General features: G+C 70.7%; 7 protein-coding genes. 1 reads left to right on the top strand and 6 read right to left on the bottom strand.

What is annotated here, in order from left to right; all coding sequences use genetic code 11:
* Positions 1-39 precede the first annotated feature (39 nt).
* The 4 genes from AC5L3X_RS12820 to AC5L3X_RS12835 all read right to left on the bottom strand — a co-directional run bounded on the left by AC5L3X_RS12820 (position 40) and on the right by AC5L3X_RS12835 (position 8,551).
* A complete protein-coding gene (locus tag AC5L3X_RS12820; RefSeq protein WP_189123636.1) occupies positions 40-807 on the bottom strand; it encodes a helix-turn-helix domain-containing protein in 768 nt (255 codons plus the stop codon).
* 78 nt (positions 808-885) lie between these two features.
* A complete protein-coding gene (locus AC5L3X_RS12825; RefSeq protein WP_494857160.1) occupies positions 886-3,393 on the bottom strand; it encodes a DNA translocase FtsK in 2,508 nt (835 codons plus the stop codon).
* A gap of 50 nt (positions 3,394-3,443) precedes the next feature.
* A complete protein-coding gene (locus AC5L3X_RS12830; RefSeq protein ID WP_494857161.1) occupies positions 3,444-4,064 on the bottom strand; it encodes a response regulator in 621 nt (206 codons plus the stop codon).
* Positions 4,061-8,551 carry a HAMP domain-containing protein gene (locus AC5L3X_RS12835; protein ID WP_494857238.1) on the bottom strand — a complete coding sequence of 1,497 codons (4,491 nt, stop codon included), beginning with the start codon at positions 8,549-8,551 and terminating at the stop codon, positions 4,061-4,063. Before AC5L3X_RS12835 ends, AC5L3X_RS12830 begins: the two co-directional genes overlap by 4 nt.
* A 246-nt stretch (positions 8,552-8,797) precedes the next feature.
* On the opposite strand from AC5L3X_RS12835, the gene AC5L3X_RS12840 reads away from it, so the two are divergent.
* Positions 8,798-11,269: a SpoIIE family protein phosphatase gene (locus tag AC5L3X_RS12840; RefSeq protein WP_494857162.1), complete on the top strand. Its 2,472-nt coding sequence runs from the start codon at positions 8,798-8,800 to the stop codon at positions 11,267-11,269.
* Here AC5L3X_RS12840 and AC5L3X_RS12845 read toward each other — a convergent pair.
* Positions 11,251-12,192 carry an aldose epimerase family protein gene (locus AC5L3X_RS12845; protein WP_494857163.1) on the bottom strand — a complete coding sequence of 314 codons (942 nt, stop codon included), beginning with the start codon at positions 12,190-12,192 and terminating at the stop codon, positions 11,251-11,253. The two genes, AC5L3X_RS12840 and AC5L3X_RS12845, sit on opposite strands and share 19 nt — an antisense overlap.
* Positions 12,189-13,160 carry a LacI family DNA-binding transcriptional regulator gene (locus AC5L3X_RS12850; protein ID WP_189123630.1) on the bottom strand — a complete coding sequence of 324 codons (972 nt, stop codon included), beginning with the start codon at positions 13,158-13,160 and terminating at the stop codon, positions 12,189-12,191. The genes AC5L3X_RS12845 and AC5L3X_RS12850 overlap by 4 nt, the downstream gene beginning before the upstream one ends.
* Between the last annotated feature and the right edge of the window lie 27 nt (positions 13,161-13,187).

Here is a 13,187-nt window from a genome sequence, read left to right on the forward strand (position 1 = left end):
CCCTACGGTATCGGGAGTTGGACACCCCCGATGCACGGGCTACCGCCGAGGTGCCGCGGGAGGCCCGAAAGAACGGCGCACGATCTCGCCGCTATGCCCCGGATGGCCCAGATCCTGGCCGTTGACCTGGAGGGCCACCGCACCGGCGTCGCCGATCAGCAGGCTCACCCGGGACGCGGCCCGCCACGTGGAGCTCTTGCCCGCCTCCAGCGTGCCGGAGAACAGCTTGCGACCGCTGGAGTCGCGGACGTTGAGGAACGCGGGGCGCTCGGCCTTGACCCTGACCACCACCTCGTTGTCGCTCCCCCGGCCGGCGGACAGCGCGGACCCGCGCGGCTCCTCGGTGATCGGAGAGTTGGGCGGCACGCTGGGCGACGCCGACATCGGCTGCACCCCGACGGACCGGCCCTGCTCGGTGGCGCCCCCCATGACCCTGACCACGCCGAACACCACCACGATGGCCAGCGCGACGCCCAGCGCCATCGACCAGTTGGGGGCCCGTCGCTCGCGGATGCGGAGCTTGCGGTCGGTCTGGAACACCGCCGCGGCCCGCACCGGCACCGGCGCGCCGCCGTGTTGCTCGTCGTAGAGATGGACCAGGGTGTCGGGATCGAGCCCGACCGCCCGGGCGAGCACCTTGACGTGCCCGCGCTCGTAGAAGTCGCCCCCGCACTGGGCGTAGTCGTCTCGCTCGATCGCGTAGATGATGGCCTCGCGGATGCGGGTGGTCGCGCTCAACTGCGCGACCGTCAAGCCCGCCGACCGCCTGGCAGCCGCCAGTATGGCCCCTATGCTCTGCTCCTCCACGGCGCACGCCTCCCCGCCCCCGACGATGCGTAGTCGTTCACATTCAATCAGTCATCGCCGGGCGGGGTCGCATCGGGGTCATTCGCCACGCAAGTCGGCCAGCAAACCCGGCAGATCATCCGGTTTCACCAGCACTTCGCGGGCCTTCGACCCCTCGCTCGGGCCGACCACGTTGCGACTCTCCAGCAGGTCCATCAGCCGGCCCGCCTTGGCGAAGCCGACGCGGAGCTTGCGCTGCAGCATCGAGGTCGAGCCGAACTGGGTCGTCACGATCAGCTCGGCGGCCTGGATGACCAGGTCGAGATCGTCGCCTATGTCCTCGTCGATCTCGCGCTTGACCGGCGCGGCGGCGACGTCGTCGCGGTATTCGGCCTGCATCTGCGTCTTGCAGTGCGCGACGATCTCGGCGATCTCCTTCTCCGAGACGAACGCGTTCTGGATGCGGATGGGCTTGCTGGCGCCCATCGGCAGGAACAACGCGTCGCCCTGGCCGATCAGCTTGTCAGCGCCGGGCTGGTCGAGGATGACCCGCGAGTCAGTGAGGGAGGAGACGGCGAAGGCCAGCCGGGAGGGCACGTTGGCCTTGATGAGGCCGGTGACCACGTCCACCGAGGGCCGCTGCGTCGCGATGACCAGGTGGATGCCGGCGGCGCGGGCCAGCTGGGTGATGCGGACGATGGAGTCCTCGACGTCGCGCGGGGCAACCATCATCAGGTCGGCCAGCTCGTCCACGATGACCAGGAGGTAGGGGTAGGGCTGGTAGACACGCTCGCTGCCCGGCGGCGGCTGGAGCTTGCCGGCCCGGACGGCCTTGTTGAACTCGTCGACGTGGCGGAACCCACTGGCCGCCAGGTCGTCGTAGCGGCGGTCCATCTCGCCCACCACCCATTCGAGGGCCTCGGCGGCCTTCTTGGGGTTGGTGATGATGGGGGTGATGAGGTGCGGGATGCCCTCGTAGACCGACAGCTCGACGCGCTTGGGGTCGACCAGCACCATCCGCACCTCGTCGGGCGTGGCGCGCATGAGGATCGAGGTGATGAGCCCGTTGACGCAGACCGACTTGCCGGCCCCGGTGGCGCCCGCGATCAGCAGGTGGGGCATCTTGGCGAGGTTGGCGACGATGGTGCGTCCCTCGACGTCCTTACCGAGGCCGACGATCATCGGATGGTGGTCGGCCTGGGCGACCTGGGCCCGGAGCACGTCGCCGAGCGCGACCAGGTCCTTGTCGGCGTTCGGGATCTCCACCCCGATGGCCGACTTGCCGGGGATGGGAGACAAGATCCGGACATCCGCGGACTTGACGGCGTACGCGATGTTCTTGGTGAGAGCCGTGACCTTCTCCACCTTGACCGCCGGCCCGAGCTCGATCTCGTAGCGGGTCACGGTCGGCCCGCGGGTGAAGCCGATCACCTGCGCGTCGATGGTGAACTGCTCCAGCACGCTGGTCAGCGCGTTGACCACGGTGGTGTTGGCCTTGGTCTGGGGCTTGGGCAGGCTGCCCGGCTTGAGCAGCTGCAGGTCGGGCAGGCCGTATGGGCCGGCCTGAGGAGACAGCACGAGCTGCTCGACCTTGCGCGGCGCCGGGGTGGGCTGCGGCGGCTCCTGCCTGCGCGCCGAGGCGGGCGGCTCCTCGTCGTCGGTCAGGCCGGGCACGATCTCCGGCGAGTGGTCGCCGCGCTTGTCCTGGTCGGCGATCACCGGCGTGTCGTACGGCTTGATCAGGTCGCCGACCTCGGATGACGCGGGCTTCTTGGGCTTGGCCCGCTTCCTGCCCGGCTGCTGCCGCTCCTCAGCCGGGGCCTGTCGGTCGAACAGCAGGTGACGGAGCTCCGCGAGCCGCTCGGGGATCCGGTGCACCGGCGTGGCCGTGATCACCAGTACGCCGAACCCCGACAGCATGAGCAGCAGCGGGATGGTGATCCAGGACGGCAGGATGCTCATCGGCGGCGCCGAGACGAGGAAGCCGACGAGGCCGCCCGCCTGCGAGATGCGCTCCATCCCGTCGTTGGCCGTGCCCGCCGGGTAGGGGACGTCGTTGGCCACGTGGATGACGCCGAGCACGCCGACGAGCAGCGCGCTCCAGCCGATCACCATCCGCCCGGTGTCGGCGTTCTGGTCGGGATGGCGGAGGTAGCGCCAGGCCAGCAGGCCGAGCAGCAGCGGCAGGGCCCAGGCCAGCGAGCCGAACACGGCGTGCACGGCGGCGTTGACCATGCTGGGCACCGTCCCCTCGGACGTGCGCCAGGTCATCGCGGCGACCACGATCGCGCCCGCGAGGACCGCCAGCCCCACCCCGTCGCGCCGGTGGACCGGGTCGAGCTCGCGGGCGTTCTTGCCGAGCGCCCGCGCGGTGCTGCCGATGCCGTTGGCGAGCAGCATCCACAGGCCGACGACCAGCTTACCGATCATCGTGAAGACCCAGCTGATCGGGTCCTGGTGGGTCATGGGCGGCTTACGAGCCGACGCAGCCCCCTTCGCCCTCGGTCGCCCCGACGACGTGGCTCCCCGCTTCGCGGGGGTCGATCGAGGTGAGGTCGACCGCTTCGCCGGCCCCTTCGCTGCGCTTTTCGGCGGACGGGTGGCCATGATGCCAAAGGTACGTCGGAGACACGGCCGAGCGCACTCAGGCACGCCGATCAGAGACGAACCGTGTCGAACGCGGCCCGCATGGCGGCCACCTCGGCGGCCAGATCCTTGATCGTGTCGCGCAGCCCCTCGTCGCCCGAGGAGGTGCCGGCCAGGCCGGCCAGCCGGGCCTCGACGGCGGACAGCCGCTCGGCGAAGTCGGCCAGGGCGCGCGAGTCGCGCGACAGCACCGTGTCGTTCTGCACCAGATCGCACAGCAGCGCGGCCTGCTCCTGGAGGACGGCGTTCTTGCGGAACAACTCGATGAAGACGGTGACCTTGGAGCGCAGCACCCACGGATCGAACGGCTTGGTGATGTAGTCGACCGCCCCGACGGCGTAGCCGCGGAAGGCCGCGCCGCTGCCCGTGTCGGTGCCGGTCAGGAAGATGATGGGCACGTCGCGGGTCTGGTCGAGCCGTTTGATGTGGCTCGCGGTCTCGAATCCGTCCATGCCCGGCATCAGCACGTCGAGCAGCACCACCGCGAAGTCGTGGCGCAGCATCAGTTTCATCGCGTCCTGCCCCGACCTGGCCTTGAACAGCCGTTGCTGCAGCGGGCGCAGCACCGCGTCGAGCGCGATCAGGCTCTCCTCCTTGTCGTCGACGAGCAGGATCTTGACCTGGCGGTTCATTCGGCGGCCTTCCTCTCCCCCGCGAGCCAGCCGCGCATGACGTCCAGCAGATGATCCAGATCAACCGGTTTGGGCACGTAGTCGGAGGCGCCGCAGGAGATCGTCTTCTCCCGGTCGCCCGGCATCGCCTTGGCCGTCAGGGCGATGATCGGCAGGTCGGCGAACCTCGGCATGGACCGCACGGCGACCAGCGTCTCGTAGCCGTCCATCTCGGGCATCATCACGTCCATCAGGACCAGCGCGATCTTATCCTCGCGTTCGAGCACCTCGATGCCCTCCCGTCCGTTCTCGGCGTAGATCACCTCCATGCCGAGGCGGCCGAGCACGTGGGTGAGGGCGTAGACGTTGCGGATGTCGTCGTCGACGATGAGCACCCGCTCGCCGGCGAACGCCTCACCGGCCGGGCCGTCGCTCATCTCGCCGAGCCTGGTCGCGGAGTGCCACAGGTCGTCGGCGTCGGCACTGGGCCACTCGGCCTGCTGCTGGACCGCGCGGCTCTCGACCGTCCCGCGCACCGGCTCGGCCCGCCGGCCGGTCGCCTGCGCCGCGTCGTGCTCCGCCTGCTCGGCCGTGACGGTCGAGGTGAGGCAGCGGGCGGGCACGTACAGCGTGAAGGTGCTGCCTCTGCCCGGCTCGCTGCTGGCGTGGATCTCGCCGCCGAGCAGCCGGGCGATCTCGCTGCTGATCGACAGGCCGAGGCCCGTCCCGCCGTACTTGCGGCTGGTGGTGCCGTCGGCCTGCTGGAACGCGCCGAAGATGGCGGGCAGTTTGTCGGGCGCGATGCCGATGCCGGTGTCGCTGACCGCGAAGGCTACCACGTCGGCGGCGTCGCGGAGCGCCGGACTGTCGAGGCCGCGGGCGATGGAGACCGCCAGCCTGACCTCGCCGGCGGAGGTGAACTTGACCGCGTTGGACAGCAGGTTGCGCAGGATCTGCTGGAGCCGCCGCTCGTCGTTGAACAGCTCGCGCGGCACGCCGGGGGCGATCTCGATCTCGAAGGTGAGACCTCGGTCGACGGTCAGCGGCCGGAACGTGGCGTCGACGTAGTCGAGGAGCTTGCTCAGCGGCAGCTTCTCGGGCCGTACGTCCATCCGCCCCGCCTCGATCTTCGACAGGTCGAGGATGTCGTTGATCAGCTGGAGCAGGTCGCTGCCCGCGTTGTGGATGGTGGTGGCGAACTCGACCTCCTGCGCCGACAGGTTGTCCTCGGGGTTGTCGGCGAGCAGCCGCGCCAGGATGAGCAGGCTGTTGAGCGGCGTGCGCAGCTCGTGGGACATGTTGGCGAGGAACTCCGACTTGTAGCGCGACGAGGTGGCCAGCAGGTGCGCCTTCTCCTCCAGGGCGGCGTTGGACCTGCGCAGCTCGGCCTGCTGGCGCTGCAGCTCGTCGGAGCGGCCCTGGAGCTGCTGGGCCAGCCGCTGCGACTCCGACAGCAGCGACTCGGTGCGGGCGTTGGCGATGATCGTGTTGATGGCCACCCCGATGGTGACCACGAACTGGTCGAAGAAGGCCAGGTGGACGTCGCTGAACCGGCTGAAGGACGCCAGCTCGATCACGCCGAGCACGTTGTCCTCGAACAGGATCGGCAGCACGACCACGCTGGCGGGGGCCGCCTCGCCGAGCCCGGTGTGCACCTTGATGTAGCCGGAGGGCACGTCGCTGAGCAGGATGCGCTTCTTCTCCAGCGCCGCCTGCCTGATCAGGCCGGGGCCTGGCGTGCCCGTGCCGGGCAGCACGTCCCTGTCGTGGGCGGCGCCGTAGCCGGCGATGAAGGCCAGCTCGCCGTCGAGCGACCCGGAGCCGGCCAGGAAGAACGCACCGAACTGGGCGCTGACCAGCGGGGTGAGCTCCCGCAGGATGAGGTCGGCGACCTCGACCAGGTCGCGGTGGCCCTGCATGAGGCCGGCGATGCGGGCCAGGTTGCTCTCCAGCCAGTCCTTGGCCCGGGTGGTCTCGCGCAGGTTGGCCACCATCAGGTTGACGTTGTTCTTCAGCTCGGCGACCTCGCCCTTGGCCTCAAGGCTGATGGCGCGGCTCAGATCGCCCTGGGCGACGGCGCTGGCCACCTCAGCGATGGCCCGCACCTGGGTGGTGAGGTTGCCGGCCAGCTCGTTGACGTTCTTGGTGAGGCGTTCCCAGGTGCCGTAGACCCCCTCGACCTCGGCCTGACCGCCGAGCCTGCCCTCGGAGCCGACCTCGCGGGCCACCCGGGTCACCTCGGAGGAGAAGGAGGACAGGGTGTCGACCATCGTGTTGATGGTGGTCTTGAGCTCGAGGATCTCGCCCCGGGCGTCGACGTCGATCTTCTTCGACAGGTCGCCGTTGGCCACGGCGGTCGCGACCTGCGCGATGTTGCGCACCTGGCTGGTCAGGTTGGACGCCATGAAGTTGACGTTGTCGGTGAGGTCCTTCCACACGCCGTTCACCCCGCGCACCTGCGCCTGACCGCCCAGGCTGCCCTCGGTGCCGACCTCGCGGGCCACCCGGGTCACCTCACCGGAGAAGGCGGACAACTGGTCGACGGTGGTGTTGATGGTGGTCTTGAGCTCGAGGATCTCGCCCCGCGCGTCGACGTCGATCTTCTTCGACAGGTCGCCGTTGGCCACGGCGGTCGCGACCACCGCGATGCTGCGCACCTGACTGGTCAGGTTGGACGCCATGAAGTTGACGTTGTCGGTGAGGTCCTTCCACACCCCGCTCACCCCGCGCACCTGCGCCTGACCGCCGAGCCGCCCCTCGGTGCCGACCTCCCGCGCCACCCGCGTCACCTCGCCGGCGAACGCGGACAACTGGTCGACCATCGTGTTGATCGTGTCCTTCAGCTGAAGGATCTCGCCCCGCGCGTCGACCGTGATCTTCTTCGACAGATCGCCGTCGGCCACGGCCGTCGTGACCTGCGCGATGTTGCGCACCTGACTGGTGAGGTTGTCGGCCATGAAGTTGACGTTGTCGGTGAGGTCCTTCCAGGTGCCCGAGACGCCCTTGACCTCGGCCCGCCCGCCCAGCTGCCCCTCGGTGCCGACCTCGCGCGCCACCCGCGTCACCTCGTCGGCGAACGCGGACAGCTGGTCGACCATCGTGTTGATGGTGTTGGTCAGCTCCAGGATCTCACCCTTGACCTCGACCGTGATCTTGCGGCTGAGGTCGCCCTTCGCGACCGCGGTGGCCACCTGGGCGATGCTGCGCACCTGGGTGGTGAGGTTGTCGGCCATGAAGTTGACGTTGTCGGTGAGGTCCTTCCACACCCCGCTCACCCCGCGCACCTGCGCCTGACCGCCGAGCCGCCCCTCGCTGCCGACCTCCCGCGCCACCCGCGTCACCTCCGCGGCGAACGCCGACAGCTGGTCGACCATCGTGTTGACGGTGTCCTTCAGCTGAAGGATCTCGCCCTTGACGTCCACGCTGATCTTGCGGCTCAGGTCGCCCTGGGCGACCGCGGTGGCCACCTGGGCGATGTCGCGCACCTGGGTGGTGAGGTTAGAGGCCATGAAGTTGACGTTGTCGGTGAGGTCCTTCCACACCCCGCTCACCCCGCGCACCTGCGCCTGACCGCCGAGCCGCCCCTCGGTGCCGACCTCGCGCGCCACCCGCGTCACCTCGTCGGCGAACGCCGACAACTGCCCCACCATCGTGTTGATCGTGTCCTTCAGCTGAAGGATCTCGCCCCGCGCGTTGACCGTGATCTTCTTCGACAGGTCGCCGTTGGCCACCGCCGTCGTGACCTGCGCGATCGAGCGGACCTGGGTGGTGAGGTTGGACGCCATGAAGTTGACGTTGTCGGTGAGATCCTTCCAGGTGCCGAGCACCCCCTTGACCTCGGCCCGGCCGCCCAGCTGCCCCTCGGTGCCGACCTCGCGCGCCACCCGCGTCACCTCGCTGGCGAACGCCGACAGCTGGTCGACCATCGTGTTGACGGTCAGCTTGAGCTCCAGCAGCTCGCCGGTGGCCTCGACCGTCACCTGCCGGGTCAGGTCGCCCCTGGCCACGGCCGTGGTGACCACCGCGATGTCGCGCACCTGCGCGGTCAGCCGGGCCGCCATGGCGTTGACCGCCTCGGTCACGTCGCGCCAGCTGCCCGACATGCCCTGCACCTTGGCCCGGCCGCCCAGCCGCCCCTCGGTGCCGACCTCACGGGCGACCCGCGTCACCTCGCCGGAGAACAGCGCGAGCTGGTCGACCATCCGGTTGACCGCCTTGCCCATCAGACGCAGGCCGCCACGCAGCGGGCGGTTGTCCTCCTGCAGGTCGACCCGCTGCGACAGGTCGCCGTCGGCGACGGCGTTGAGCACCCGGGTGGCCTTGGCGGCCGGGATCACCAGCGCGTCGATCAGCGCGTTGACGGCCGTCACGTTGACCGCCCAGCCGCCCGCGCCGGGGCTCGGGGTGAGCCGCTCGTCGAGGTGGCCCTGCCTGGCCACCTCGACGCGGACCCGGGTGAGCTCGCCGGTCAGGTGCTCGTTGCGGTCGACGACCTGGTTGAAGGCCATCGCCAGCTCGGCCAGGAAGGGATCTGAGGGCAGGTCGAGGCGCGCCCGGAAGTTGCCGTCACGTAGCCGCTGAAGGGCCACGAGCAGCGGCCTGAGGTCCGCCTGCCGCAGGGTGTCGGGGGCGAGAGGGGGTTCCAGCTGCGCGACCACGGCTGCCTTCTTCACAAGTGGAGGCATGAACGGCCCACAGTCTGCCACCCTGAGAGTAACCGAACTGCCACATCGAGTGATGTTCTAGGACGGATAGTGGAAACCACCCGCGTGTCGAGCACGGGCTTCGACGGCACGCCCCATGCCCCGGCGGCCGCCCGCCGCTTCGTCCGCCAGGTGCTCGGCGAGTGGCACCTGGGCCACCTGGCCGAGGACGCCGTGCTGCTGACCAGCGAGCTCGTCACCAACGCGGTGGTGCACGCGGGCACCGGCATCGAGCTGACCTGCCGCCTGGACGCGCACGCCGCGCCGCCACGGCTGGAGATCGAGGTAGACGACCACCACCCCACGCGGACCATCCCGGCGACCGGCTCGCCGCCCGGCGACGCCATGGCCACCTCCGGGCGCGGGCTCGCGCTGGCCGGCCTGCTCGCCGACGCGTGGGGCGTCACCTACTCCGGCACCGCCAAACGGGTGTGGGTCCGCATGGAGTTCGCCGACGGATCGGGCGCCCACGATGTCGCGCGGGGCACCCCGGCCGCGGCGCCGGCGGCGGCCGCCGCGCCCGTCGAGACCCTGCACGTCGGGGTCATCGTGGCCGACTTCGACGGGCGCGTGGTCTCCTGGAATCCCGAAGCCGAGGCGCTGCTCGGCTGGCCGTCCGAGCAGGCCACGGGCAGGCCGCTGGCGGAGCTGGTCGCCTGGCGCGGGCACGGCTCCTACTCGCTGTCGCTGGCCGACACGCTCAACCTCGGCCGCTGGCGCGGCGAGTCCCGGATGCGCCACCGCGACGGCCGGTTGGTCCCGGTCTACATCTCCCATCTACGCACGGAGGGCCGCGCCAGGGACCGCCGGGCGATCTGGATGGTGGTGGCCAACGACCACAGGTACGTCCTGGCCGGCCCGCCGGCGCCGCTCAGGCGGGAGCCGGGCAGGCGCATCAAGGACCTGCTCGACCGCGACCGGCCGCTCGCCGAGGTGCTCGACACCATCGCCCAGATCGTCCACACATCCAGCGGGGGCGACGCCTCGTACGTGCTGCTGCGCGGTGAGAGCGGCAACCGGTTCGGTGTCGCGGCCGGGGCGGGCGCGACGGCGGGGCTGGTCGGGCTGGTGGCGGCGGGGCTGTTCGGCGTGGACCGCACGGCGCCCGCGGTCGTCGACGACCTGCTGGCCGGAGACGTGGCCCTGGCCGAGCAACTGCGGGCCAGGTCACTGGTGTGCGCGCCGCTGCGCGTGTCGGGCGAGGTGATCGGCTATCTGGTGGCGGCGGCCGCCGAGCCGGGCAGGTTCGACCAGGAGCTCACGGTCAGCCTGCAGCACATCGCCGACCAGGTGGCGGTGACCGTGCAGCGCGAGCGAACCGCCGAGCAGGAGCGCGCCCACCGGGGCCGGCTCTCGTTCCTGGCCGAGGCGGGCGAGCTGCTGGCGGGCGTGCACGACGAGGAGCTGATCGCGGCGCTGACGGCCCAGCTGGTCGTACCCAAGATCGCCACCTGGGCGGCGGTCTACCTGACCGACCTGACGGGCATGACCAGGCTGGCGCACGTGTGGCACACCGAGGAGCGGCACAACGCCGCGCTGCGCACGTCGCTGCCGTCCGTCCCGCAGGCGACGCTGGGCGAGATCAGCTGGCCGGTCGGCGCGGAGAGCGTGCTGTCGTTCCCCCTGCTCATCCAGGGCAGGTCGCACGGCGCGCTGGTGATCGGACGGGTCGAGCCGACGCTCCCGCTGGAGGTGGCCGACCTGCTGGCCGACCTGTGCCGGCTGGTCGCGCTCAACCTGCACACGGCCATGCTCTACACGCGGCAGGCGACCACCTCGCGGGTGCTGCAGCGCAGCCTGCTGCCGATGGGCGTGGCCACCATGCCGGGCCTGGAGTCGGCCGTCGTGTACGAGCCCGCCGAGGAGGGCGCCGACGTGGGCGGCGACTTCTACGACCTGTTCACGGTGGGCGACCACTGGTGCTTCGCGCTGGGCGACGTGTGCGGCAGCGGCCCGGAGGCTGCGGCCGTCACGGGGCTGGCCCGCCATGCCGTACGCCTGCTCGCCAAGGAGCACTACACGGTGGCCGACATCCTGCACCGGCTGAACGAGACGCTGCTGGAGGAGAACGAGGAGGGACGTTTCCTCAGCCTGCTGTGCGGCGAGCTCACCCCGCTGCCGCAGGGCGGGGCGCTGTGCACGATCGCCTCGGCGGGGCATCCGCCGCCCCTGCTGCTGCGCGCGGACGGCGAGGTGCGGGCCGTGGCCAGCCCGCAGCTACTGCTCGGCATCGAGTACGAGGCCAGGTTCTTCGTGGAGACGTTCGAGCTGGCGCCCGGTGAGGTGCTGCTGTGCGTGACCGACGGGGTGACCGAGCGGCGCGACGGCGACCGGCTGCTCGACGACGACGACGGGCTGGCCCGGCTGCTGTCGGGTTGTACGGGGCTGAGCGCGCACGCCGTCGCGGAGCGGGTGCGGCAGGCGGTCGACTCGTTCGGCCCGGAGCCGGTCGGCGACGACGTGGCCCTGCTGGTGCTCCGGGCCACGGCGACGCTGCGCGCCGGTCAGCCGGTGAACCGGTAGGTGGTGCTGGAGGTGAAGCGCTCGCCCGGCCGCAGCACGGTCGACGGGAAGCCGGGCTGGTTGGGCGAGTCGGGGAAGTGCTGGGTCTCCAGGCAGAGCCCCGCGTGCGGGCCGTAGGGCGTGGCGGCCGGGTCGAGCATGCCGCCCGCGTAGAACTGCACGCCCGGCTCGGTGGTGGTGACCTCCATGGTGCGGCCGGTCTCGGGCTCGACCACCGTGACGCCACCGTCGAGGACGAAGCAGTGGTCGTAGGCGCCGCCCTGCCGCTCGCCGATGGCGTGCGGCTCGGTGAAGTCGAACGGCGTGCCCTTGACCGGCGCGAGCTCGCCCGTGGGGATCTTGACCGCGTCGACGGGCAGGTAGTGCTCGGCGTCGATGCGGACCACGTGGCCGAGCACGTCGCCGCGGCCGGCCAGGTTGAAGTAGGAGTGATTGGTCAGGTTGAGCACGGTCGGCGCGTCGGTCTCGGCGGTGTAGTCGAGGCGGATCGCCTCGGCCTCGAGCGTGTAGGTGACCGAGGCGTTGAGGGTGCCCGGATAGCCCTGGTCGCCGTCGGGGCTGGTGAGGGTGAGCGTGATGGACGAGCCGGTGACGTCGGCGACGGTCCACACCTTGCTGTCGAAGCCGTGGACTCCGCCGTGGAGGCTGTTGGGGCCGTCGTTGACCGGCACCTGGTATTCGGTGCCGTCGAGGGTGAAGCGGCCGCCCGCGATGCGGTTGGCGTATCTGCCCGCGACGGCTCCGAAGTAGCGGCTGCGGGTCAGGTAGTCGTCGAGCGTGTCAAGCCCGAGGACGACGTTGAGGCCGTACACCTCCAGCGTCTGGAGGACGGCGCCGTAGCTGAGCACGGCGGCCCGCAACGGCCCGGAGGACAACTCGAAGCGCTCCACGCGCTCTCCCGACGGCATGGTTCCGAACGTCATGAGTGTGCCTCTCCCGTGGATTCGCGGATGATCAGCGCGGTCTCCAGCATCGTTACCCCGGTGGCCACCTCGGAATCGACCGACTGGAGGAGCATGTCGACGGCGATGCGCCCGGCGGTGGCGGTCGGCATGGCGATGGTGGTCAGCTTCGGCCGGCCGAGGCGTCCGGCCACGATGTCGTCGACGCCGATCACGCTGATGTCGCCGGGCACGTGCACGCCGCGCTCGGCGAGCCCCTCGATGAGGCCGATGGCGACCAGGTCGTTGTAGGCGAGCACGCCGGTCGCGCCGGAGGCGATCACCTCGGCGGCGGCGGCCCGGCCGCCCTGCTCGGTCGGCGGGTTGGGGCCGAGGAAGGCGACGTCGACCTCGCTCATCGCGGCGGCCGCCTCCTGCATCTCCTTGCTGGTCCACGACCCGCTGGGGCCGGTGACCAGGGCGAGCCGGCGGTGGCCGAGCCCGGTGAGATGCTCGACGGCGAGCCGCGCCCCCCGCCCCACGTCCATCAGGACCGTGGCCATCCCCTTGACCCGGCGGTTGACCAGGACGAACGGCACCTCCTGGCGCAGCCGCTCGATGGTGCGGTTGGTGAGGCGGGGGCTGCACAGCAGCACGCCGTCGACCTGCTTGGTGAGGGTCTGGATCAGCTCTTCCTCGACCTTGGGATCCTCGTCGGTGTCGGCCACGAACACGTGGTAGTCGCGTAGTCTGGCCTGCGCCTGCGCCGCCTTGATGAGGGGCGGGAAGAACGGGTTGGCGATGTCGGCCACGATGAGGCCGAGGTTGTGGGTGCGGCCGGTGGTCAGCGCCCGGGCCGCCCGGTTGGGCCGGTAGCCCAGGTCGTCGGCGACGGCGAGCACCCTGACCCGGGTCTCGGGGTTGACCAGATGGGGTGCGGAGAAGGCGCGTGACACCGTGGAGACGTGCACCCCGGACACCCGGGCCACGTCGCGAATCGTCACCGCCACGCTGGGCCTCCTCCGACCATGACCTGT

It is taken from the genome of Nonomuraea sp. CX421 (assembly GCF_059358955.1).

Excerpts from the sequence above, each read along its gene's own strand:
- AC5L3X_RS12825 (WP_494857160.1), bottom strand. The coding sequence starts at position 3,393 with ATGGCCACCCGTCCGCCGAAAAGCGCAGCGAAGGGGCCGGCGAAGCGG.
- AC5L3X_RS12830 (WP_494857161.1), bottom strand. The coding sequence starts at position 4,064 with ATGAACCGCCAGGTCAAGATCCTGCTCGTCGACGACAAGGAGGAGAGC.
- AC5L3X_RS12835 (WP_494857238.1), bottom strand. The coding sequence starts at position 8,551 with ATGGCCTTCAACCAGGTCGTCGACCGCAACGAGCACCTGACCGGCGAG.
- AC5L3X_RS12845 (WP_494857163.1), bottom strand. The coding sequence starts at position 12,192 with ATGACGTTCGGAACCATGCCGTCGGGAGAGCGCGTGGAGCGCTTCGAG.